Source organism: Bradyrhizobium sp. 197 (assembly GCF_023073375.1).
Lineage (GTDB): Bacteria > Pseudomonadota > Alphaproteobacteria > Rhizobiales > Xanthobacteraceae > Bradyrhizobium.
Genome location: NZ_JADPJJ010000121.1, coordinates 77046 through 100320, shown reverse-complemented (window position 1 = coordinate 100320; position 23275 = coordinate 77046). Strand labels below are relative to the sequence as shown.

Below are 23275 nucleotides of genomic sequence, written 5' to 3'. Positions count from 1 at the left end.
TTGTTTGGACAGCGCCCCGCGGGATTTAAGTGGATTCCTGCCGGGTTATGCTGAACGCGGGGCCTTACGATTTTGTCGTTGCGTCGGGAGGGCGTAGCCCGACCAGAGCGACGACAAAATCGTCGGCGACGGTCATGCGACCATCACCATAGCTTGCGTGCCGAAGTAAGCCTCGTCGGGCGTGCGCCCGTCAAGGCTCGAGTGAGGGCCTCCCTGATTGTAGAAGGCCAGATACTTGGCAATTGACGCTCGCGCCTCGGACACGCTGTCGTAGGCGCGGAGATAAACTTCTTCGTATTTGACCGTGCGCCAGAGCCGCTCGACAAACACGTTGTCGCGCCAGGCGCCCTTGCCGTCCATGCTGATGGCGATCTTCGCGTCCAGCAGCACATCGGTGAACTCGAGGCGGGTGAACCTGGCTGCCCTGGTCCGTGTTGAAAATCTCGGGCCTGCCGTGCTTCGCCAACGCCTCCTGGACCGCTTCGACGCAGAAGGCCGCCTCCATTGTGATCGAGACGCGATGGGCCAGGACCCGTCGGCTGAACACATCGACGACCGCCGCGAGATAGACGAAGCCACGCCGCATCGGAATGTAGGTGATCTCCATTGCCCACGCCTGGTCGGGCCCCTCGATCTTCAATCCGCGCAACAGGTACGGGTAGATCTTGTGACCCGGTGCCGGCTTGCTCGTGTTCGGGCGACGATAGACCGCCTCGATCCCCATGCGCTTCATCAGCGTCGCGATGTGGCGGCGACCGGCGTATACGCCCTCCCGCCGCAGCAACGATCGCAGCATACGCGCTCCCGCGAAGGGATAATCGAGATGCAGCTCATCGAGCCGACGCATCAAGGCAAGGTCCTCGGCCGAAACTGGCCGAGGTTCATAGTAGACCGTGCTGCGAGCCAGCTTCAGGACCTTCGCCTGGCGCACGATAGAAAGATCATGACCGCGGTCGATCATCGCTTTGCGCTCAGCAGGCCCGCCTTGGTGAGCGCGCCGGACAAAAAATCGTTTTCCAACGCCAGCTCGCTGATCTTGGCATGTAACGCCTTCAAATCGACCGGCGTCTCGGCCGATGCCTTGTCATGCCCAAACACGCCGGCGGCGCCTTCCAGGAGCTGGTTTTTCCAGATCGTGATCTGGTTCGGATGAACATCAACCAGTTGCGCCAGCTCCGCCAGCGTCTTGTCGCCTTTGACCGCAGCCAAAGCAACCTTCGCCTTGAATGCCGGAGAATGCGTCCGGCGGCTCTTCTTCGTCATCTTCGCTCCTGATTCGCGGCAAGAATCCTCGCCGCTGTCAGGCAGAAAATCCACTCAAGCTACTGTCCGAATTTGCGGAGCCAGCTCTCTTGCCGTGGGGCCGTCCGCGTAGCGCGGGGGGAAAGTGAACTGGATCCCATTGTCGGTGAGAACCGTGTGGATCTTGTAGGGGACAGCCGCGATCAGAGCTTCGAGGAAGGTCGAGGCCGAGGTCCTTCCCGTCTTCCTGACCAGTTGCACGAAGGCGACTTTGCTGGTGCGATCGATAGCGACATAGAGGTAGAGCTTGCCTTCAGCGGTCTGGAGCTCAGCAATGTCGATGTGGAAATAGCCGATCGGATAAGCCTCTAATTTTTTCTTCGGAGGCTTGCTGCCTCCGACCTCCGGCAATCGGCTGATCCCGTGGCGCTGGAGACAGCGATGCAGGGATGATCGCGTCAGATGCGGGATGGTCGGCTGGAGCGCATAGAGGCAATCGTCGAGCGGCAATAGCGTATGCCGCCGGAAAGCGACGATGATCGCCTCCTCCTCGATGGAAAGCACGGTCGATTTGGCTTCTTTGGGGCCTGTCGGGAGATCGGCGACGGTCTCGCGCTCCCTCCACTTCGCGACAGTCTTCTGGTTGATCCCGTAGCGCTTGGCGAGCACTCTCAGGCTCTCTTGACTATTTTGTATTGCTCGACGGACCGCCTCCGTCGTCGTGGCGCAGCCGTGTAAAACTTGTCCCATAGCGCATCCTTCGAATCGTGCGATAAGAATGCACCATCAAAACTTGGGACTAAACTCCTAGGCCAGACGTGTTGCACCCCACAGTATTCCTCTGACGGGGCTCTCGAAGGTCGACCGCTGCTCTCATCGGCCGTGATTGGCTCAATGGCTACCCAGATCCATCACAGCTGGTGCGGAGCGTGCGGCTGCACCTGTTGCGTAGCATGGTTCCGATATTCCGATCCTGCCTTATTGAGGACGATCTGATGGCGTTAACGCCGGATGCTGATGGCCTATTCCAGTTCAGCATTTGAGTTCGAGAGTTCAAGTCCTCGTGCGGCTTTTCCGGGTAAAAGAGAGCACATGCCTATGAGGGACACGATGAAGCACATCAAACGGTCGTTGCGCGTGCTCGGTGGACTTGCTGTCGTCGTCGGCGTCTCTTCCGTGCTCGGATCGAACTATGTGCGATCGGAAGCCCTCAATGGCTTTGGCTCTGCAGCGACGGGCGGCCTTGGAGGCGAGGTAGTTCAGGTCAGATCAACCAAAGCTCTGAAGTATGAGTTGTGTCGTTCGTACAGCTTCGGGCGCTGCAATGACAATAGTCCGCGCGAGATTCAGGTAGCCGGAACCATAGACTTTACCGGTACGGAAGGGCAAGGCGAGGGGCAGGGTTGCCAACACGGCCGTGCTTGTTCGGCACCGTATAAAAGTGAGTCCCTTCTCCTTATAGATGGCAACGATGCGCATTGCGACGGCAAGGAGAAGACATTGGTCGGCTTCGACAGGGCCGGCAAGCACCCGCTGGAGATTGGCTCAAACAAGACGGTGATCGGCGTTGGCCCGAGCGCGACAATCAAAGGGAAGGGGCTGCGCCTAAATGGGGTCAGCAACGTCGTTATTCGCAACCTGACCATCAGTGATATCAATCAAGGCATGATATTTGCCGGCGATGCTATTGCAATTGCACGAGCCGACCTGGTTTGGATCGATCACAACCGGTTTCATAATATCGGGCGGCAGATGATTGCCGGCGGCCTTGGCCCTACGACGAATATTACGATTTCCTGGAACGACTTCGATGGCAGCGATACCTATTCCTCCTATTGTAACGGGGAGCACTATTGGAATCTCCTTTTTCTTGGTGTCCCGCAGACGATCACCATCGCAAATAACTATTTCCATGAGATCTCAGGGCGGGCGCCGCACATTGACGGTGCCCAGGCTATTATTCATCTCCTCAACAATTACTTCCACAACACGAATGCGCAACAGAGCGGCGGATTCTTCCATGCAGTGGATGCTGGACCATCTGTGCAAGTGCTGATCGAGGGCAACTACTTTGACAACATTGAAACACCTGTAAAGACTGGTAGTGGACATATCTTTGGCTTGTTGGGCAAATCCAGCCGGACCGTGCAGAACATCTGCCTTACCGTGCTCGGACGTCGGTGCATCGAGAACATCGCGAGCCCAGTGCCGCGGATCAATGGCTTTCGCCTGGATGAAGCCGTAGTTCAATCGTTTGGAGCTCTTCCAGGGTCATCTATTCCTCTTCCATTTCCAGCCGATGCTGTTTCGGCAGTGATCACGGCCAAGGCAGGTCCCGGACACCTTGAGAGCCGGTGATGGTCCGTTCGCAGAGGCGGCTCGAGACTGGCCGATTGCCGCAAACTGTTAAGCGGAGTGCGCATACTGGACGAGAACAGCGCGCAAGGCTGGCTGCCCGACGTTGCACGAGGACCGTATGGCCTTTCTCTTCGAGTGCCGAGCGGTACATTTTCTATCGACTATGCGCCCTATACCTTTCGCCGCCGGCCCGGGTGGGTTGGAAAGAGGGTGGGGGGTGGCATCGAGTTCCTGGCAAACTGTTCGACTCAAACCCGGTCCCGTACCTGAGGGACGTTCACAGCTCCGTTTTCCAACTGGCATGGTGCTTGCTCGAGAGTACCCGTAGCGCGAGGCTCGCCTACGAAACCTAGTCACACGCGCCCTAGTCCGCTTGAAGAATCCGCAAAGCTTGGAAATATTCGCAATGAAACAAACGGCTTCGACCGAGAGGGTCATTCCACTGACCGACGTCGTCAAGCGCGCAGCGCGCATCGGTGTTGAAATCGGAAATATTAAGCTCTCGGGTGATTTACCGAGCCAAACCATCGCTGAGATCACCAGCTTGCTGCTCGAACACAAGGTGATCTTCTTCCGCGATCAGGGGCATCTTGATGACGCGGAGCAGGAGCGATTTGCTGCTTGTTTGGGAAGGCTGGTGCCGCATCCGACACTCGGTACGGTCAATGGAACGGCCTCGATCATCGAGCTTGATTCCGCGCGCGGAGGTAGCCGGGCCGATGTATGGCACGCCGATGGAACCTTTCTCGCGGCGTATCCTAGACTTGCGGTGCTGCGAGCCATTGTGGTCCCATCGTCCGGTGGCGATACGATTTGGTCGAACGCTGTGGCCGCCTATCTGGATCTGCCGCGGCCGCTCCAACGGCTTGCCGACGAACTCTGGACCGTTCACAGCAACGCCTTCGACTACGCTGGGACCTGCCGTGTTCGCGAAATCGACCAGAAGCATTTTGATGAGGTCTTTACCAAAACGATCTATGAGACGGAGCACCCGGTGGTCCGTGTACATCCCGAGACCAGCGAGCGCGCCCTGGTGCTCGGCGATCTGGTGCAAAGGTTTATTGGTATCCCAAAACGCGACGGTCAGAAGCTGTTTGATCTATTCCAGTCTCATATCACGGCACCCGAAAACACCGTACGTTGGAGCTGGAAAGAAGGCGATGTCGCGATCTGGGATAACCGCGCAACGCAGCATTATGCGGTCAACGATTACGGTGACCAGCATCGCGTCGTTCATCGTGCCACAATCGATGGTGACGCGCCCGTCAGCGTCGAAGGTCGAAGCAGTGTAACGCGCCTCAAGACGACGAAGCACCCGTCCACGAAGGTTGCCTAGCAAGGCTCGGCAAAATTCACCGATCATGCACTGCTCTTATCGCATGTTCGCGCGAATAGATGTTTGAGAAGAGAAGTGAACCCAGCAGAACGCCACGCACAATTGGATGGGAGGGCTAACGCGCCGCAGACTCGGGAGGCGACCTCCTTGCTGGAGTAAGATGCTAAAGCTCGTCTCGACCGACGAAAATGAGTCAGCATTCGAGTGGCGCAAGTCATCCGGCCGCGTCCGGTCGATTTGCCGCCGAAGGGGGGCACGTGTCCGCCGAGCTCGCGCATTGCCTTTCGGCCAGCGCCACGACCGTCGGACAGATATAGCGATTGCCGTAGTTGGGTAGCTTTGGCATCTGTGTCGCGGTTCCGCTTACCACACCTCTTCGGCGTGAACTAAGCTCCGAGGGCACGATTTCGGCCTGTCATGGCAGAGTACGAGCTCGGGCGCGATTCTGACGAGCTGCACCAGCAATCATCCGAAAGCAATGTCGCTGCCGCAAGCTCAGCACTCGATTGAACAAATGAGCCTGGGAGATCATTCCGCGGCCGGAGGGTATAGCTCTTGCGCAAGTACGACGTCGGCCTATCGCTCGTAGACCGAAGCAGCAAAGGCTCTAACCTACCATTCCCAACAGCATGCTACGTTGGATATCAAGGCTCAATTTACGCGGTACCCGGCTTCGCGTCAGGAGCAAAGCGGATACCAAAATCGCCGTGATGGGTGGCCCATACCGTTGAAAAGGGCGAGTGGGACATCGACTACATGCCGCTCCGCGCAGTCCTCAGAGCCTAGAAGAATACCGACGTAGATACCAAGATATTCAGGGCGTGTCCTGTTTGCGGCGTGTAGGTAATGCTTGTCGGGTGATTGATGTACGTCAGTCCTACGGTTGTATATATCCCGGGCGCCAGATGCGCCGTATACAGTCCCGAAATTGCTGTGCTGTCCCGGTGCGCCAGCTGCTCTTTCGCCAATGCAGCGTCCACCGCGAAATGGCTCCAGATGGTGTTGTTGACAACAAGACTCATCTGATCAGTGGGCCGGCTGTCAAACAGGCCCTTCGCATACAGGCGAAGCTCGTAGTACTGACTAGCCCTATTTAGGTCAGGCGGAGCGTACATCACAGAGAACCCGCCATAGATTCCGCGAGATGCCGAGCCATGGACGGCAGACTGCCAGAATTGCCTATCCGCAGCTACATAGTAGACGCTGTTCGCCTTGGCCGTCGGTTGCGTCGGATGCTGTAGGTCCGTGTAGCTGCTGTTGTTAAAGCCCACGCCAGCCCGCAGCCAAGTCTCGGGTACGCCGGGAGTAGGCTTGTTCTTATAGCAAACTTCATCAAGCAAAAGAATGCCCGCGTCGCGCGTGCTCCAGTTCAAGCCAGTGGGATTTTCGCTTACATGCGTATATTGACCGGCTGGACTAAGCGAGCGCTGGATTGAGAGCTTGTTATATAAGCGATCGTCAAAATTGTACTTCAGATTAAGAGCCGGCGTTGGCGCCCAATTGTTGCTCATGCCTGCTTGGAACAGCATCTTCGACGACGGTCCAAAAACTTTTTCTCCGGCACCCGCAAACTCATGTTGGTTCCTGAGGTAACCCACTTTGAGTTCGATCTTCCTTTCGAACAACGTTTGATAGTAGGAAACTGCACTGATTCCCAGTCGGTCTGGCCCGGCGCTCTTCCATGTCCAATATTGATGCTCGGATCCCACGACGATCTGACCGTCTGGAATTCCAAACCGAGCGAGGTCATAGGTCACGATCATAGAGTTGACCGTACTAAATGTCGGATTCTGGCCGACATATTGTTGATTGGCGATGGTGCTTCTGGTGGCATTACCGACTTGATTGTTGACAAACGTGTTTAGGGTCCAGCCAGCGAATCCAATCCCGAAATCCGAAAGCTCGGATCTGACAGAAGCTGTATCCTGACCTATCGTGTCCGCAGGACCAGGCCCAGTGAACGCCGCACCTTTTTCGCGGAGCTTCTCGAATTTTGCGAATCGGTCAATCTGCTTTTGACTTCTGCTCTTGGCGGTGTCCACCTCACTGTCGGGCGTTGTACTAGACATAGCTGCTTTTGGCAGCGAGTTCCCAGAAAGGCGCGCCGCTGCTTTGGGCCGGGCGCTTCGGAAGGTTACTGCCGGATTCGCGATTGTTTGGCTTCTTGCCTCAGCGAGCTCATCGGGGCTGTGACTTCTAGGGCCAGAGTTATCACCACCTTCTGCCGCCGCCGAACTGCCGGCAAGACTGGCTATCAGGGAAAGGAGAATACGCCCTCTTGGCTTCGCACTTGGTCGAGAGATGAAAGCAACTACGCCAGCCGAGTATGCCCGCATGGATACTGGCGCTATACCGCAACGATGCATAGTGATTTCCACGTCCGTCGATTTGAATAAAGTGCACTTCCACCTGACGGCCTAGAGCGGTTCGCGATCCTTGTGCTCGGCGGTCTAGGTGACGCTTGAGGCCAGGCGGCATCTCTATGCCAACGAGACCCGCTCAGCCTTCCGCGCTATCACCCTGCTGGCGCAGCTTGACCAACGTGGTGGTACCCAGCGCGACACAACCCAGCCGCTCGATCGCTAATCGAATGCAAGCATCTGCTGCACCATGTCGACACGGAGAGTGGCCTGCTCGATGTGAGCGTTCGCTAGGATTGGCGGCCGGCGCACGGAGCCGAGGGATTCTCACGACAAATCCGCTGCCACGACGAAAAGCAATGTTCTTCAACAGAGAGCCGCCCAGTAGTTGAGCTCGCATAACAACACGCCGGACCCGAGAAACGCCGCCCGCAGCTCGGTCCATGGGATGAAGCACAGGCGAGCAGAAGGGGCTAACATCTTTTGACGCCCGTAAGCTCGCTGAGGCCGGCACAAGGCCTTGATTGGCTCTCATGGGAAGATGGAGAGCGCGATTGGAGGCGTTTTGATAGCTGCGGGACCAGACAGAACATCCATCAGCTCCATTGGATTTGCCGGAACTATATCGCATCGCGACTTCTTCCTTGATGTGGCCCGAGCGAGTTTCACCGGCACTGACTGGCATGTGTCCGTCATCTCCATCAATTGCTAGGTCTGGTAGTTGACCGGGCGCGGGACGTCGGCCGTCGCTGTGCGAATCGTAGGTATCGTGCCGCTCGGCGCGGACCGTCCCGGCGTCAGGGATGAACTCCGGTATGGCAGCATCGAGGGGGCAAGTCGGGAAGGTCGCTTCGATCCCGGTTGCGCGCGTGTCGCGCCGGCGCTGGTCCTTTTGTGCTCTTTGGTCTAGCTCATCGCGTCGACCAGTTGCTGCTCTGGATTGCACGCGGCGGTCCGTAGCGATCCCGGTCGAGCGGCGAGCATGCACATCAATACGATCCGTCGTGCATCCACGAAGCGCTCCTCTTTGCTGGGAGTTCGTATCCAGCGTAGACCGCAGGCTGATTGCGGTATCCCGGGCTGCCAGCGCTTGAGCCAGGTCGAGATATCTTCGTACATCCGGACGAACTCGATCAGGTTTTCGATACCGAAGTCGCTGAACGCCTAGATCTCATCTTCTCCGACGCGGTAGACCCAGATGAAGCCGTCCTCGATCGCCATTTTGTTGGCGACGTCCCGCAGCCAGTCGTCGTCCCGGTCGAGGTCCGCGGCCACACGGGCAATGGTGGTGATGTGATGAACTTTGTCGGTCGCGCCGTTTGAGCGGACAGCGTTGCAGTCGGGAACGTCCAATTCCCGGCAGCCAACTCGCCTAGCTGCTCTTCGCGGCTAGGGCCGGGTCGGCTCTCGTCGCGCAGCTGCACACGGAGTCCTTTATGAATTTGGCGCTGTACGTGAGTGCACCAGGTGAGCGAAATTCGTTACCCGGGCTTCTGGGCGCGTGACGGAACGTAATGCGTTCATACGATTAGCGCTCGTTGGCTGGTCTTAACAGAGCGGCGCGCCAAGATAAGCATCGAATGCGGCCGCCACAGCGCGAGCTAAAAAACGATGCTCCTGCCTCACGCGGATGAATCCCTTTTCCACCTCCACGATCCCATCCTCGACGAGCATTGCCAAGCGGGGTGAACCGAGGAACGGGACCGGGTCAAATCCATGAGTAATGCAAATTGCCGGCACGTCGACCTCGAAATCGCACATCAGCCGCTCGATGATTGCGGCCCGGACGTGGTCTTCGAGGCTGAGAGAGTAACCCTTTGCCGTCGCCAGACGGCCGGCTTTGATTTGGCCGCTGTAAGAACCCGCTGCAACTTCGTTCTGGACGTAACCGTCGCCAAGGCGGCCGATCGCCGACGGGCCGAAGCCGATGACTTTATGGCAGGTGTCGGCCGAGTAACCCAGTGAGTTCCGCCGCAGGCGACCGGCTTTCTGAGTCAGCGCGAGCTCATCGTCCGGCAAGGCGAAATGGTCGAGTCCGATTTGGCGGTAGCCCGCAGCAAGCAGTGTATTGGCCATCGCCGCGGCCTGTTCTGCACGGGCAGGGCTGTCTGGCAGCGTTGCCTCGTCGATCAGGCGCTGATTCTTCTTAAAGGAAGGAACGTGCGCGTAGCCGAATACCGCAAGCCGGTCTGGTCGCATGGCCACCGCCGTAGTCGCGGTCTGAACGCAGGACTGCACCGTCTGATTTGGCAGACCGTAGATGAGGTCGAAGTTGATGCGGATTACTCCATGCTGCCGCAGCATTTCGACAGCGCGCTCTGTTTGTGCCTCACTCTGAACGCGGTTAATGGCCTTTTGAACAATTGGATCGAAGCTCTGGACGCCCAGGCTCGCGCGGTTCACGCCGGCAGCCGCTAACGCTTCGGATGTGGCGAGCGTGAACGTGCGCGGGTCGATCTCAACAGCGATGGCGGCCGTTTTCGAAACCGCAAAGCGGCGGCGCAGAAGTTCCATCAGTACCCCGAACTGCGCGGGCTCGATGAGGGTCGGCGTTCCACCGCCGAAGTGCACGTCGCTCACAGGCAGCCGTTGCGGCACCTGCGCCGCGACCAACTCGATCTCCTTACGAAGAACCGCCAAATATTCTAGGATGGGTGAATCCCGGCGAGTGATGCTTCGAGCGAAGCCGCAATACCAGCAAATCGATCGACAGAACGGAACGTGGAAATAGAGCGACACGGACTCATTAACCGGCAGGCGCTGCAGCCATTTCTCAGAGGCTTCGGCGCCGACCACCGTGGAGAACTGGGCTACAGTTGGATAGATGGTGTACCAAGGAAGGCGAGCATCGCAATACTTTTCCAGGACCGAGGTCTGCAACGATTGTTATCCTATGTTTACGAAGTTTGTGGTCGCAAGCGAAGTCTTTTGCATTCCGTTTTGCCGATAGTAATCCGGAATGTCGCTAGACAATTGGAAGCTTGCGTGACGGCCGATCTGCTGACGAAACGCGGTGTGGGATAGCAAGCCGTTCCTCTCGAAGACAGAGAACAACTGCTGCAGGCGAGATACTCGAATCAACACGGCCACGGCGGAGCCCCAGATTCAACTCCGCTTCGCTAATCTCCGACGTTCGCCAACGAGACATCCACCGGGGCCGTTGACGCTGCTAGAGCTCGAACTGCTCCACGACCTGACTCTTGCGAGGTTCATCGAACAAAATTGATACATCGCCTCGCAATCTTCATCAACTGACCAGGTTTGGTAGTTGACTTCTGCCTGGCGTATTCCCCATCCACCCAGGGATCCTGCGCCGGCTCGGGGACATCCCGGTACGTAGTCGAACTTCACCAATGCGCGGATCGTCGGTGTCGCGCGGCGCCACGGCTGTTGGCGTGAGTGTGTTCTCGAGGTGGTATGGAAAAAGTAATGACCGGGTAGGCGAGCGAGACGTGATCGATGCAATTGAACAGCCGTTTCAGACTTGCCACCGGTTTTGCACAGATCGTCAAGGCATCTATGGTGGGTGGTGGTCGCCTTCGTGTGTCTGGGCACTGCAGGGGTTTATTTTTTTTGACCGACGTCAGACAATATATCGAGAGCTCGGCGGTCCGTGAAGTTGCTCCAAGGCTGAGCTTGTCACCGACGCCGGGGCGGTACCTGTCGGAGGTTCCATCCGGACAGGCTCACGGTCAAGCGGCTTCACCCGAGCTCGTGTACATCGTCGGGCACGGCGTGTGCAGAAACTTCCAAACACCGGCGCAAACCAGGACGTCGGCGCTTCCCCGAAGACGCATAGCCGAAACTGAGGCTCAAGAACCAGAACGCATTCTTCAAATTCAGTGCATCCAGCCTCTTGAGATTGGATGAATCGACCTACGATCGAGCCTCCGCCGCGAACATTCTACTCGACGCCACTGTTCGTCCCATAGCCACAAAGCGCGTAAACCAACAAGCAAATCGTCCGAATGGACCAAGTACGGCGCATAGCCCGGGAGATCGCGGTGCGCCTGATAGTTCTACGCGGGATTCCTGACTGCCTCAGCTAGCATCGCGTAAAGCTGCCGCTTGCTCATTTCCTGAGGCTGGCTATCTAGCGCCTTTTGCGACAGCTTCTTTCCGACGCAATCGCGACCAGCCGCCATCGCCGTCGGCCCTCGCTTCGGGGCGGGTCTAATCTTGGGTTTTGCTGTTGGTGGCTTGTGACCTCGAGTGAGGCCCAACCGAGCTAGCCTGCCGCAAACTGCGTTGCGACTGCACTCGAGATGACGCGCGATCTGCGCGGCACTCTGTCCCGCGGCCCAGAGCTTTTCCAGCTGTGCCAATTCTCTTCTATTCCAGCGCATGGACGATACTTTAGTGCCAGTTGTGACGTCAGGTTAGTTTACTCTTCGTCCGGCTCGCGCACGATCGCCGGTTTGGTCTCCTGTTCATTCATTCTACGAAAGCCCGCATCGCGAGTAAGGAAAAACGAGTGTCCTTGGCACACCGCGCTCTCTTGTTAGTCCCTACCGTGATTAGGGTCCCACCTGCTCGCGCAATATAAGTAGTCGAGTGGCAACCGGGCGTGCCGCTGGGTGCCATGGCGGCGAGTGCTTGCGTCCTGATGTTGACTACCACAAAAGCGAGTTCGCGCGCCTCCCCAATCTTGATAGGGGAGCTTCGCTCGCCTTTCCACTATTCTTTATCGACGGGGGCCGAACCAAGTTCCCAAGTAACTTCGGCCGTAAGATAATTTCAGAGAGCTCTCGCGAAGCCGAGCCATGGACATGCGTCACACATTGTTACTGTACGGCCCAGCTCGTTGTGTTTCGACCGAGCTTCCATGCGAGTGCAAAATAGCGCATGAGCCGATCTTTCAAAATTTCACGCCAATGTCCGCGAGACAATCATGACAGCCTTATCGGCAGAGAACGCTTGCGAGGAGGCTGACATCTCGCTGAGCCACCTTGATGTAAGCGAGCCCAAGCGTTTTTAAGGTGATACCGTTTGGACTTGTTTCGAGCGGCTGCGAAGGGAAGATCCCGTCCATTATTGCGAAGGCAGCCCGTACGGTCCATATTGGTCGATAACAAAATACCGCGACATCGTAGGCGTGGATTCAAATCACACAATTTCCTCGTCAGAGCGAAGCGTCACAATTGTGGACCCGCCGCAGAAGTATTGGACTCCCAGTTTTATTAAGATGAGTCCTCCTGTCCATGCTCAGCAGCGTAAGACTGTCAGTCCGATCGCGGCATCGGAGAACCTGGCGAAGCTTGAAGGCTTGATCCGCTTGCGGGTTCAGAAGATATTGGACGGTTTGCCGCGCAATGATACCTTCAACTGGGTCGATAGAGTCTCCATCGAGTTGACGACCAAATGCTGGCCACGCTGTTCGACTTTCCATTTCAAGATCGACGGCTGCTGACCTACTGGTCGGACGTAGCCGCCTTGAGTCCACAAATGGGCCACCAGATCGACAGCTGGGAAAAGCGAAAGGCGGTGCTGTCCGAGTGCTTGGACTATTTCACACGGCTTTGGAGCGAACGGGAAAAATCCGAGCCGCGCGCTGACCTAATCTCTATGATAGCGCATTCACCGGCGACCCGAAACATGGAGCCATGTGAATTCCTGGGCAACCTCATTCTGCTGATTGCTGGAGGTAACGATACTACGCGCAACTCAATTACCGGTGGCGTCTTGTTCATGAGTCAAAATCCGTCCCAACTGCGAAAACTCCGCGATGATGCTTCGCTAGTGCCCGGGGCGGTATCCGAGATTATACGATACCAAACGCCTAGCGCGCATATGCGCCGGACCGCTGTGGACGATTTCACGATAGGGCACAAGAAAATCAGGCGAGGCGATAAAGTTGTGATGTGGTACATCTCTGGCAACCGAGACGACGAGGTTATTGCTAGCCCCAACAGCTTCATCATCGATCGGGAAAATGTACGGCAGCATCTCTCTTTTGGCTTTGGGATTCATCGTTGCGTGGGTAGGCATCTTGCAGAGCTGCAGCTGAAAATCCCTGTGGCAGGAGATGCTGAAGCGATCTCTGGAGGTAACGGTGGTCGGCGAGCGAACCGGAGCGAGTTCAATCCAATTTTGGGCACGGTTATTCCGCACTGCCGGTGCAGATTCCAGGTTAGTCTCGGTTGCGAGCGACATTCAACACTGGTCATATCGTGCAGAACCGGTTAGGACCTCGTGGAGACCTGTTGTCTCGGTAAGTTCACCGGGGTTGCCTTGCGGGCTTCTGGGTGTTTTGACGATTGCCGGCAGGGCCACAGTGCCCGATCCGAGGGCCCCGGCAAGGCCTTTTTGGCGGTAGGCTGATCGCGCTTAAGCGGCGTGAGCGGCGCTCTGAGGCTGGTCGGTTGCCCAGATTGACGACCGGGTGCTGATGGAGGCTTGCCGTGAGGCCGCGTCGTGGAACCGACTCTTGAGGATCGCCGTCAACGTTTCGGCCGCGCAATCCGCAGGGAGAACCTCGATGCGCAAGTCCGCAAGGCGCTGGGCAAAAGCGGGCTGTCGCTGGCCGGCCTCGAGCCCGAGATCACCGAAGGCGTGCTGATCGAGGATGTCTTGCGCGCGAAGAAGACGATGCAATTGCTCAAGAGCCTCGGCATCCTGATCGCGCTGGACGACTTCGGGACCGGGTATTCCTCGTTGTCCTACCATCGAGGCCTTCCCTCTCGACTGGATCAAGATCTATCGGGCATTCGTTGGCTCGCTTGGACAGAACGAGCGATCGTTGGCCATCGTTCGCGCTGTTATCGGCTCGCTCAGGGTCTTGGCGTGCCGGTGCTTGCTGAAGGGATCGAAACGAAGGTCCAAATGTTGCTCCTTGTCCAGGAGGGCTGCGATGAGATGCAAGGCTACTTGATCGGACGCCCGCAGCGTCTTGCGGCGGAAAGTCGGTCCAAGCCGAGGGTCCCATCTCTCGTCCAGTCGGCCTCATGGGGGAGATTGCGGCGGGCTCGACAAAGCTGTCTTCAGGATTCGGCATTGAAGGACCCGGACTGAGATCCAGACCAGCGTCACTGGTGCGAGAGCTGCCAGCAGGCCGGTACCGCGAAAATCAGGATGATCTAGAGGACGTCAACATCCAGCGCCGCATTCGCCTGCGCGCACCGTAACGTCAGGCCGGCTGCTAGGCCACAACCTCATGGGAGAGGTCGAACCGGTTTGGTCGTTTGGGGCTTCAACTCCGCCGCAGCAGTTGGCACACGTTTTGGCAACTCTGATCCTCTTGGCCGGACACGCAGCCCGCGGCTTGATTGCGGCAAGAAAGGCCCGCCGAAATGCGTTCGGCGGGCCAAGTCGGAGAGGAGAAACGCGGCCGGGTGAAAGCGATCAGGCATCGAGATTGTGCAGGCGCTGGCGGTTGTGCAGTACGATCTGGCGGGCGCCGGAGAAGCCGAGTATGCGCTTTGCGTGAAGCTGCGAGAGCGCGCGCGACACGGTCTCGAGCGTGAGGCCGAGATAGTCGCCGATATCGCGCCGACACATCGGCAGTGCCATCATGCCGGCGACGGCGAGGCGGCGATCCATTTCGAGCAGGAAGGTTGCAACACGCTCCATCGCCGTCTTGCGCCCCAGCAGCAACATGTGATCTTCGGCGTGACGCAGCTCGCCCGCCGTCATGACCCAGAGCTTGCGCGCGACCTGTACGTCGGTGCTGGCGGACCTTTCGAGGCTGGCTCGCTCCACGAGGCGTATGCTGGTGGCGATAATCGCTTCGGCCGCAAGGCGATGCGTCTGGCCGGGTTCGAGGCCGAACACGTCACCGGGAAGATGGAACGCGCCGATCTGACGGCGGCCGTCGGAGAGCAGCTTGTAGCTGCGCACCGCGCCGGAGACGACCTGATAGACATATTCGGCGGGCTCGTCCTCGCCATAGATCTCCTCGTCCTTGCGATAGGAGAACTCGGTGGCAACGAGGCCGGCATGTCCGGCGATCGCGCCGAACTGTTCGGACACGGAACGCGCGGGAGCGATCTTACCGCCGATTTGGGTCTTAATCGCCTGGGTCTTGAGCGTCTGGGTCAGCATCTGCGCCATCTCCGTTGTGATGGTGCATTGGTACGCGGGATCGCGCGATCCGGAAATTTCGAGCGATATCTTAAGGAGGTTTACCTACGGAGAATCCCGTAGGTCAGTGGCCGCGCCTGTCCTGGATGGCGTGGCGGATGCATTTCGCCAGGTTTTCATCGAGGAGCGGCTTCAAAATCACGTCCTTGATCCCTGCCGCCGCTGCCTTTACCGAGATATTTCCGTCGGGATAGCCGGTGATCAGGATCACGGGCCTGTCGGCGTCGGATTGGCGCAGCCGCCAGGCCAACTCGATGCCATTGATGTCAGGCATCTTGTAGTCGATCACGTAGCAGTCCGCGCCGGGCGGGGTCGTCGCATTGAGCAGCGCCGGAGCGCTCCTGAAGGTCTGCACGGCAAAGCCCTCGGTTTCCAGCAGGAAGCGCAGGGATCCCAGCACCGCGGCATCGTCGTCGACCACGTAGACGGTGGGCTTTGCCGATGCGCCTGGGGGCCGCTGATGGGGCGAGCCGATCTCGATCATGCCTGCGTGGCTATCACAGGCCCGCACAAGTGCCTTGACCTGCCTCAATCCTTCAGCATGCCGGCGCGCATCGCCAGCCGGACCAGTTCCGAGAGGCTGTTGGCCTGCATCTTGGTCATCACATTGGCCCGGTAGACCTCGATCGTGCGCGGGCTGATGTCGTATTCGCGGGCGATCAGCTTATTGGAGAGACCTGCGATCAGCCCCTCCATGATCTGGTGCTCGCGCGGGCTCAACGAGGCCACACGGGCGGCCATATCCTGCGCGATAGCCTCGTTCTTGGCGACCGGTTCGGCCCGGCGGATCGCGGCCTCGATCATGGTGACGAGGCGGTCGTCCTCGAACGGCTTTTCCAGGAAGTCGACCGCACCAAGCTTCATCGCTTCGACTGCGAGCGGCACGTCGCCGTGACCGGTCATGATCACGATCGGGAACGGACTGTGCTGCGCCTTCATGCACTTGAGAAGCTCGATTCCGTCAACGCCCGGCATGCGGATGTCCGAGACTACGCAGCCGAAGGCGAGGCCGGGCAGGGCGCCGAGGAAGCCTTGCGCATTGTCGAATAGGGTGACGCCGAAGCCGCAGGAATCCAGCAGGAAGTTCAGCGAGTCCCGCATCGCCTCGTCGTCGTCGATGACGTAGACATGTCCCTTGGTTGTCATGAATCAGTTCTCGTCGGCTGCCGGGAGCGTGAAGCGGAATGTTGCGCCACCCGATGCGTTGCTCTCGGCCCACATGCGGCCGCCGTGAGCCTCGATGATGGAGCGGCTGATGGACAGTCCCACGCCCATGCCGGTCTCCTTCGTGGTGAAGAAGGTCTGAAACAGGTTTGAAATGACGTCGCCCTGGAAGCCGGACCCGCTGTCGGACACCTCCACTTCGATCACATCATCGGCGATGCGGCTGTTGGCAATAACGAGCTCGCGCCGCGGCGACTGCGCCATTGCTTCCAGCGCATTGCGAAACAGATTGACCAGGACTTGCTGGATCTGCACCCGGTCGGCGAGGACGAGATCGGCGTCCGGATCGAGCTTGAAGCGGAGCTGCACGTTCTGCTCGCGGGCGCCGGCAAGCCCAAGCGCGCCGGCTTCCTCGATCAGCTTGGACAGGCTCTCGACCCGCTTCTCGGACTCGCCGCGAGACACGAAGTCGCGTAAGCGCCGGATGATCTGGCCGGCGCGCAACGCCTGTTCGGCGGCGCGGTCCAGCGCGCTTTCGATCTTCCGTGTGTTCGGGTCGCTGCTGCCGGCGAGCAGCCGTCGCGAGCCCTTCATATAATTGCTGATCGCCGCCAGCGGCTGGTTGAGCTCGTGGGCGAGCGCAGAGGCCATCTCGCCCATCGCGGTCAGCCGCGAGACATGGACGAGCTCGGACTGCAATTCCTGGAGCCGCGCCTGGGTCTGTTGATGCTCGGTGAGGTCGCGGATGAATCCGGTGAAATAAGGCTCGGCGCCCGACTGCATCTCGCCGATCGCCAAATGCATCGGAAAGGTGGTTCCGTCGCGGCGCTTGCCTGTCACGATACGCCCGATGCCGATGATATGCGGATCTCCGGTGGTGCGGTAGCGCGCGATGTAGCCGTCGTGGCGGGTGCAGTCGGGCTCAGGCATCAGGATGCTGACGTTCTGGCCGATGGCCTCCTGCTCGGGCCAGCCGAACAGGCGCTCGGCCGCCGTGCTGAAGAGCTGGATGATGCCGTGGCCGTCGATGACGATCATTGCATCGGGAATGGTCTGGAGGATCGACTGGAGGTGAGTCTCGCGGGTGCGCAGTGCCTCCTCAACCTGTTTCTCCTCGTTGACGTCGAGAAAGATGCCGCTGAGATGGCGGGCGGCACCGGCGTCGTCCCGGATGAGACCTGCCCGGGCGCGAATCCAGCGCCCCAGGCCTGAGGCATTGGCAACTCTGAAGGATACGTCGAAGCCGCCGCCGTGGTCGACGACATGCTCGATCGCGCTCTCCAGGCGCGCGCGGTCCGCGGGACCGAGGCGCGAGAGAAGGAGTTCATAGCTCGCCGGTTGATTCCGTTCGATGCCGAGCAGCATTCTCGCGGTTTCCGACCACTCCAGCTCGCGCGTCCTGAGATCGAGATCCCAGGTGCCGACGCCAAAGCCTTCGATCCGGACGCCGAAATGCTCGCCGCGAGCGTCCTCTGGCGGATGCGTTACGCGGCTCAGCGACAAGCTACTGCTCCCATTCTCCCGCGGCGGGGTTCCGTGGCGGCAATTTCGCCCAAGGCCGGACCGGAGGCAAGTTCGGATGTCTGATCGGCGGATTTCTCCCAACTGGGCGCCGAAAATTGATCTACCTCATCCTGCCTTGCGTCGGCGCGGCTAGATATCCACAGCAACGTACTGCCCGGAGGCTCCCGATGACATATGCGACCGTGGTGGTCAGCCTGGCGCTCGATCAGCCCAACGAGGCACGTCTTCAGGTCGCGGGCGAACTCGCCGAGCGGTTCGAGGCGACCATTGTCGGCGTTGCCGCGGCGCAGTTCGCTCCGCCGCTCTATTTCGCAGATGGCGCCGAGGCCCTAGGGCTGATCGATCGGGAGCAGGCTTCCGTCAGGAACGCCTTGCCGAGCTGGAGGCGCAATTCCGCGCCGCGACGAAGGCGCGCGGCGGACACTCGGAATGGCGCAGCGCCCTGGATTTTCCCAGGCGGTTTGTCCTGGCGCAGGTGCGGTGCGCCGACATCGTCGTCAGCGGCGGATACAGCCCGCTTTCTCCGATGCCTTTTCGCTTGCAAGCCCGAAGGATCTGGTAATGCAGGCTGGCCGGCCGCTCCTGATGGTAACCGACGGAGTCAACTGGCTCGATCTGCGTAGCGTGCTCATAGTCTGGAAGGACACGCCCGAGGCACGGCGGGCGGTTGTCGATGCATTGCCGAGGCTGCGCAACGCGAAGGACATAACCATCGTCGAGCTTCCGGAAGACGCTGGCGACGGCTCGGCCGCGATGGGGCGCGTCACGGACGTTGCCGCATGGCTCGCTCGCCACGGCCTCGCTGCGATCGCGCGCATCCCGGAAGCCGCGAGAAACCAAACCGCCGCCGCGCAATTAGAGAAGATCGCCTATAACATCGGCGCCGGCTTGATCGTCGCAGGCGCATCATTCGCGCTTCCGCGAGCTGATCCTCGGCGGCGCCACGCATCATCTGATGACGCAATCGGCCCGCTGCGTGTTGCTGTCGCACTGACGGCTGGCGAACCCAGACCAATCGAGGAGGACGCGCGTGTACAAGTCTCTTGAACAGACCGTCGGCGGCTACATGATACGCAACGTACGGACGGCTCAGTGCGATCTCGACCTGCTCGAACTCAGCGAGATGTTCGAGCGCGACGATTTCAACTCCTATCCAGTCGAGGATGACGGGCAGGTGGTCGGCATCGTCACCAAATTCGACATCCTGAAGTGTTTCGCCTTCACGCCGAGCCAGATGCTGCCGCGCTATCCCGACCTGATGAGCCGCAAGATCGGCGACGTCATGACGCCCGAGTTCATCTATGTCAGCCCCGACACGAGGCTGACGCGCGTGCTCCAGATCATGGTCGAGCATCGCATCAGGAGCATCATCGTGCTCGACGGCGCACAGAAGCTGGTCGGCATCATCGCCCGCGAGGACGTCATCGCGGCGCTCAAGGCCACCGCGCGGGACTGATCCCGCGATTTCAAGCTCCGTGATTTTCCGGAGGCAATGCTTCGCGGTGTGCGCCGTGCCGTGCGCAAGCAATTGATACTACTCCCTGATCCGCATCGGTCTCACATCAACGGAAATCCAGCTAGCTTGATTTCAATCAATTCCCCGCGAGGGCGGATGTGGTTTCTGGCGGCGTGTTCTTTCAGAGAGAATCCGCATGAGCCAGCCCGCCCTCTCCAAATCCATGACGTCAGGTGAAAGCGGCCTGGCTGTCGTGTTCGCAGTCACCGCCTTCTTCTGCTTAATCGCCTCGGCCAAGGCGCTCGACGCGCCCTTCGCCTTCCACGCTGCGCTCAGCGCGGCCGCGAGCCTGGCCGCGGTGTTCTGCATCATCAACCGGTACTTCGATCGCGCGGCGGCGCTGCCGCCGGCGGAGATCAACGGCCGCCCCAACTACAACATGGGCCCGATCAAGTTTTCCTCCTTCATGGCGATGTTCTGGGGCATCGCGGGCTTCCTCGTCGGCCTGATCATCGCCTCGCAACTGGCCTGGCCGGCGCTGAACTTCGATCTGCCCTGGACCAGCTTCGGCCGTCTGCGTCCTCTGCACACCTCGGCGGTGATCTTCGCCTTTGGCGGCAACGTGCTGATCGCCACGTCCTTCTACGTCGTCCAGAAGAGCTGCCGCGTACGCCTTGCCGGCGATCTCGCGCCCTGGTTCGTGGTCGTCGGATACAACTTCTTCATCCTGATCGCAGGCACCGGCTATCTGCTCGGCGTCACCCAGTCCAAGGAATATGCGGAGCCGGAATGGTACGCCGATCTCTGGCTGACCATCGTCTGGGTCACCTATCTGCTGGTCTTCCTTGCCACCATCATCAAGCGCAAGGAACCGCACATCTTCGTCGCGAACTGGTTCTATCTCGCCTTCATCGTGACGATCGCGGTCCTGCATCTCGGCAACAATCCGGCCCTCCCGGTCTCGGTGTTCGGCTCAAAATCCTATGTCGCCTGGGGCGGCATCCAGGACGCCATGTTCCAGTGGTGGTACGGCCATAACGCGGTCGGCTTCTTCCTGACCGCCGGTTTCCTCGCCATCATGTACTACTTCATCCCGAAGCGCGCCGAGCGGCCGATCTATTCCTACCGTCTCTCGATCATCCACTTCTGGGCCCTGATCTTCCTCTATATCTGGGCCGGTCCGCATCACCTGCACTACACGGCGCTGCCGGATTGGACGCAGACGCTCGGCATGACCTTCTCGATCATGCTGTGGATGCCCTCCTGGGGCGGCATGATCAACGGCCTGATGACGCTGTCGGGCGCCTGGGACAAGCTGCGCACCGACCCCGTGCTGCGCATACTCGTCGTCTCCGTCGCCTTCTACGGCATGTCGACGTTCGAAGGCCCGATGATGTCGATCAAGGTCGTCAACTCGCTCAGCCATTACACCGACTGGACCATCGGTCACGTGCATTCCGGCGCGCTCGGCTGGGTCGGCTTCGTCTCCTTCGGCGCGCTCTACTGCCTGGTGCCGTGGGTCTGGAATCGCAAGGGACTCTACAGCCTGAAGCTCGTCAACTGGCACTTCTGGATCGCAACCCTCGGCATCGTTCTCTACATCTCGGCGATGTGGGTGTCCGGCATCCTCCAGGGCCTGATGTGGCGCGCCTACACCTCGCTCGGCTTCCTTGAATATTCCTTCATCGAGACCGTCGAGGCGATGCATCCCTTCTACATCATCCGCGCCGCCGGCGGCGCCCTGTTCCTGATCGGCGCGCTGATCATGGCCTATAATCTCTGGATGACGGTTCGCGTCGGCGAAGCGGAAGTCCAGAGGCCCGTCGCTCTTCAGCCGGCGGAATGAGGAGTTTTCCATGTCGTTCTGGACACGCCATCAAGTCTTCGAGAAGAACTCGATCATCCTGATCGTCGGCATCCTGCTGGTGATCGCGATCGGCGGTCTCGTCGAGATCACGCCGCTGTTCTACCTCAAGAGCACGATCGAGGCGGTCGACGGGGTGCGGCCCTATACGCCACTGGAGCTCGCAGGCCGCAACGTCTACGTCCGCGAAGGCTGTTATCTCTGCCACTCGCAGATGATCCGCCCCCTGCGCGACGAGGTCGAGCGCTACGGCCACTTCTCGCTCGCCGCCGAGAGCATGTTCGACCACCCGTTCCAGTGGGGCTCGAAGCGCACCGGTCCCGATCTTGCCCGCGTCGGCGCCAAATATTCCGACGACTGGCACGTCAACCATCTGACCAACCCGCGCGCCATCGTGCCGCAGTCGGTGATGCCGGGCTATCCGTTCCTCAGTCAGACCGAGGTCGATCCCGACACGATCGCCGACCACATGCGCACGCTGAGAACCGTCGGGGTGCCCTACAGCGACGATCAGATCGCGAGCGCCAGCGCCGATGTGAAGGCCCAGGCCGATCCGGATAATTCCGGCAGCGATGCCTTCAGCAAGCGCTACGTCAAGGCCGTCGTGCGCAATTTCGACGGCAAGACCGGCACGCCGACCGAAATGGACGCGCTGATCGCATATTTGCAGATGCTCGGCACGCTGGTCGACTTCAAGATCTACAACGATAAAGCCAATCTTCGCTGAGAAGGCATCAACGATGAAAGCCATCCTGACACTCGACAATCTTGCGTCCGGTCTCGTGACCACGATCTGGACGCCGGTCTTCATCGCGATCTTTCTCGCGATCATCGCCTACGCATTTTGGCCTCGCAACAAGGCCGCTTTCGACGAAGCGGCACACCTGCCGTTGCGGGAGGAGTGAGAGATCATGACCGATCATCATAGCGACATCGATTCCGTCACCGGCACGTCCACGACCGGGCACGAGTGGGACGGCATCAAGGAACTCAACACGCCGCTGCCGCGCTGGTGGGTAATCACCTTCTACCTCACCATCGTCTGGGCGATCGGCTACTGGCTCGTCTATCCGGCCTGGCCGCTGATCTCCAGCAACACCACGGGCATGTTCGGATACTCGTCCCGCGCCGACGTCGCAGTCGAGCTCGCAAACCTCGAGAAGATCCGCGGCGACAAGATGATGGCGCTGGGCGCGGCCTCGCTCGCCGACATCGAAAAGGATCCGGCCTTGCTGGCGCTCGCCCGCGCCAAGGGCAAGACGGTGTTCGGCGACAATTGCGCGCCGTGTCACGGCAGCGGCGGCGCCGGCGCGAAAGGCTATCCGAACCTGAACGACGATGACTGGCTGTGGGGCGGCACGCTCGACCAGATCATGCAGACCATCCAGTTCGGCGCGCGTTCCGGTCACGTCAAGGCGCATGAGGGCCAGATGCTCGCCTTCGGCAAGGACGGCGTGCTGAAGCCGGACGAGATCGTCACGGTCGCCAATTACGTGCGGTCGCTATCGGGCTTGCCAACCCGCAAGGGCTACGACGCGGCGAAGGGCGAAAAGATCTTCGCCGAGAATTGCGTCGCCTGCCATGGCGATGGCGGTAAGGGCAACCCCGAGATGGGCGCGCCGAACCTCACCGACAAGATCTGGCTCTATGGCTCGGACGAGGCGAGCCTGATCGAGACCATCAGCCTAGGCCGCGCCGGCGTTATGCCGGCCTGGGAGGGGCGGCTCGATCCGGCCACCATCAAGGCCATGGCGGTCTACGTCCACTCGCTGGGCGGTGGAAAATAGCCCATTGACGGAAGACGGGCGAACAAAACGCCCCCGTTTGCGCTGGATCAACTGACGCCGCGGCGTCGGGTCTAGGTTTAATCGCACCTTTGCGAGAAGCTTTTG

At 59.6% G+C, this 23275-nt stretch carries 16 protein-coding genes and 4 pseudogenes; 10 read left to right on the top strand and 10 right to left on the bottom strand.

Annotation, left to right across the window (positions count from 1 at the left end; translation table 11 throughout):
- Positions 1 to 132: 132 nt before the first annotated feature.
- Both IVB27_RS27995 and IVB27_RS27990 read right to left on the bottom strand, forming a co-directional pair.
- Positions 133 to 1263: pseudogene (locus IVB27_RS27995) on the bottom strand (IS3 family transposase).
- Between the two features lie 117 nt (positions 1264 to 1380).
- Positions 1381 to 1992, bottom strand: a pseudogene (locus IVB27_RS27990) (DDE-type integrase/transposase/recombinase); the annotation flags it as partial.
- Positions 1993 to 2352: 360 nt separating this feature from the next.
- On the opposite strand from IVB27_RS27990, the gene IVB27_RS27985 reads away from it, so the two are divergent.
- Positions 2353 to 3600 carry a pectate lyase family protein gene (locus IVB27_RS27985; RefSeq protein ID WP_247446199.1) on the top strand — a complete coding sequence of 416 codons (1248 nt, stop codon included), beginning with the start codon at positions 2353 to 2355 and terminating at the stop codon, positions 3598 to 3600.
- A gap of 406 nt (positions 3601 to 4006) precedes the next feature.
- Positions 4007 to 4936 (top strand): TauD/TfdA dioxygenase family protein, encoded by a 930-nt coding sequence (locus IVB27_RS27980; protein ID WP_247446198.1) that lies wholly within the window; start codon positions 4007 to 4009, stop codon positions 4934 to 4936.
- A gap of 782 nt (positions 4937 to 5718) precedes the next feature.
- Here the strand turns inward: IVB27_RS27980 and IVB27_RS27975 are convergent.
- The 4 genes from IVB27_RS27975 to IVB27_RS27960 form a co-directional block, all read right to left on the bottom strand.
- A complete protein-coding gene (locus IVB27_RS27975) occupies positions 5719 to 6978 on the bottom strand; it encodes a carbohydrate porin (RefSeq protein ID WP_247342268.1) in 1260 nt (419 codons plus the stop codon).
- Positions 6979 to 8460: 1482 nt separating this feature from the next.
- On the bottom strand, positions 8461 to 8649 hold the full coding sequence (locus IVB27_RS27970) for a hypothetical protein (RefSeq protein ID WP_247342263.1): 189 nt from the start codon (positions 8647 to 8649) through the stop codon (positions 8461 to 8463).
- A gap of 195 nt (positions 8650 to 8844) precedes the next feature.
- Positions 8845 to 10176 carry an oxygen-independent coproporphyrinogen III oxidase gene (gene hemN, locus IVB27_RS27965; RefSeq protein ID WP_247342258.1) on the bottom strand — a complete coding sequence of 444 codons (1332 nt, stop codon included), beginning with the start codon at positions 10174 to 10176 and terminating at the stop codon, positions 8845 to 8847.
- Positions 10177 to 11315: 1139 nt separating this feature from the next.
- Positions 11316 to 11642 carry a GcrA family cell cycle regulator gene (locus tag IVB27_RS27960; protein WP_247342255.1) on the bottom strand — a complete coding sequence of 109 codons (327 nt, stop codon included), beginning with the start codon at positions 11640 to 11642 and terminating at the stop codon, positions 11316 to 11318.
- Positions 11643 to 12187: 545 nt separating this feature from the next.
- On the opposite strand from IVB27_RS27960, the pseudogene IVB27_RS43810 reads away from it, so the two are divergent.
- Positions 12188 to 13430, top strand: a pseudogene (locus IVB27_RS43810) (cytochrome P450).
- A gap of 280 nt (positions 13431 to 13710) precedes the next feature.
- Positions 13711 to 14307: an EAL domain-containing protein gene (locus tag IVB27_RS27950; protein WP_247342251.1), complete on the top strand. Its 597-nt coding sequence runs from the start codon at positions 13711 to 13713 to the stop codon at positions 14305 to 14307.
- A 330-nt stretch (positions 14308 to 14637) separates the two neighbouring features.
- On the opposite strand, the gene IVB27_RS27945 is transcribed toward IVB27_RS27950, so the two are convergent.
- The 4 genes from IVB27_RS27945 to fixL all read right to left on the bottom strand — a co-directional run bounded on the left by IVB27_RS27945 (position 14638) and on the right by fixL (position 18042).
- On the bottom strand, positions 14638 to 15336 hold the full coding sequence (locus tag IVB27_RS27945; RefSeq protein WP_247342248.1) for a helix-turn-helix domain-containing protein: 699 nt from the start codon (positions 15334 to 15336) through the stop codon (positions 14638 to 14640).
- A gap of 103 nt (positions 15337 to 15439) precedes the next feature.
- Positions 15440 to 15859, bottom strand: coding sequence for a response regulator (locus tag IVB27_RS27940; protein ID WP_247342246.1), 420 nt, complete (start codon positions 15857 to 15859; stop codon positions 15440 to 15442).
- Positions 15860 to 15903: 44 nt separating this feature from the next.
- Positions 15904 to 16521, bottom strand: a complete 618-nt coding sequence (fixJ, locus tag IVB27_RS27935) for a response regulator FixJ (protein ID WP_247342243.1) — start codon at positions 16519 to 16521, stop codon at positions 15904 to 15906.
- Between the two features lie 3 nt (positions 16522 to 16524).
- A complete protein-coding gene (fixL, locus tag IVB27_RS27930) occupies positions 16525 to 18042 on the bottom strand; it encodes a sensor protein FixL (protein WP_247342240.1) in 1518 nt (505 codons plus the stop codon).
- 188 nt (positions 18043 to 18230) lie between these two features.
- Between fixL and IVB27_RS27925 the strand changes: the two are divergent.
- The 6 genes and pseudogenes from IVB27_RS27925 to ccoP all read left to right on the top strand — a co-directional run bounded on the left by IVB27_RS27925 (position 18231) and on the right by ccoP (position 23170).
- Positions 18231 to 19057: pseudogene (locus IVB27_RS27925) on the top strand (putative universal stress family protein).
- A 36-nt stretch (positions 19058 to 19093) separates the two neighbouring features.
- The gene (locus IVB27_RS27920) at positions 19094 to 19519 is read left to right on the top strand and encodes a CBS domain-containing protein (protein WP_247342236.1); all 426 of its coding nucleotides are present in this window, start codon (positions 19094 to 19096) and stop codon (positions 19517 to 19519) included.
- A gap of 196 nt (positions 19520 to 19715) precedes the next feature.
- The gene (gene ccoN / locus IVB27_RS27915) at positions 19716 to 21365 is read left to right on the top strand and encodes a cytochrome-c oxidase, cbb3-type subunit I (protein WP_247342233.1); all 1650 of its coding nucleotides are present in this window, start codon (positions 19716 to 19718) and stop codon (positions 21363 to 21365) included.
- 10 nt (positions 21366 to 21375) lie between these two features.
- Positions 21376 to 22110: a cytochrome-c oxidase, cbb3-type subunit II gene (gene ccoO, locus IVB27_RS27910; protein ID WP_247363280.1), complete on the top strand. Its 735-nt coding sequence runs from the start codon at positions 21376 to 21378 to the stop codon at positions 22108 to 22110.
- A gap of 13 nt (positions 22111 to 22123) precedes the next feature.
- The gene (locus IVB27_RS27905; protein ID WP_247363281.1) at positions 22124 to 22288 is read left to right on the top strand and encodes a cbb3-type cytochrome oxidase subunit 3; all 165 of its coding nucleotides are present in this window, start codon (positions 22124 to 22126) and stop codon (positions 22286 to 22288) included.
- A 6-nt stretch (positions 22289 to 22294) separates the two neighbouring features.
- A complete protein-coding gene (gene ccoP / locus IVB27_RS27900; protein ID WP_247363282.1) occupies positions 22295 to 23170 on the top strand; it encodes a cytochrome-c oxidase, cbb3-type subunit III in 876 nt (291 codons plus the stop codon).
- Positions 23171 to 23275: the final 105 nt, after the last annotated feature.

Excerpts from the sequence above, each read along its gene's own strand:
- ccoO (WP_247363280.1), top strand. The coding sequence starts at position 21,376 with ATGTCGTTCTGGACACGCCATCAAGTCTTCGAGAAGAACTCGATCATC.
- IVB27_RS27905 (WP_247363281.1), top strand. The coding sequence starts at position 22,124 with ATGAAAGCCATCCTGACACTCGACAATCTTGCGTCCGGTCTCGTGACC.
- ccoN (WP_247342233.1), top strand. The coding sequence starts at position 19,716 with ATGAGCCAGCCCGCCCTCTCCAAATCCATGACGTCAGGTGAAAGCGGC.
- fixJ (WP_247342243.1), bottom strand. The coding sequence starts at position 16,521 with ATGACAACCAAGGGACATGTCTACGTCATCGACGACGACGAGGCGATG.
- IVB27_RS27985 (WP_247446199.1), top strand. The coding sequence starts at position 2,353 with ATGAAGCACATCAAACGGTCGTTGCGCGTGCTCGGTGGACTTGCTGTC.
- IVB27_RS27940 (WP_247342246.1), bottom strand. The coding sequence starts at position 15,859 with ATGATCGAGATCGGCTCGCCCCATCAGCGGCCCCCAGGCGCATCGGCA.
- IVB27_RS27960 (WP_247342255.1), bottom strand. The coding sequence starts at position 11,642 with ATGCGCTGGAATAGAAGAGAATTGGCACAGCTGGAAAAGCTCTGGGCC.
- ccoP (WP_247363282.1), top strand. The coding sequence starts at position 22,295 with ATGACCGATCATCATAGCGACATCGATTCCGTCACCGGCACGTCCACG.
- IVB27_RS27945 (WP_247342248.1), bottom strand. The coding sequence starts at position 15,336 with ATGCTGACCCAGACGCTCAAGACCCAGGCGATTAAGACCCAAATCGGC.
- IVB27_RS27980 (WP_247446198.1), top strand. The coding sequence starts at position 4,007 with ATGAAACAAACGGCTTCGACCGAGAGGGTCATTCCACTGACCGACGTC.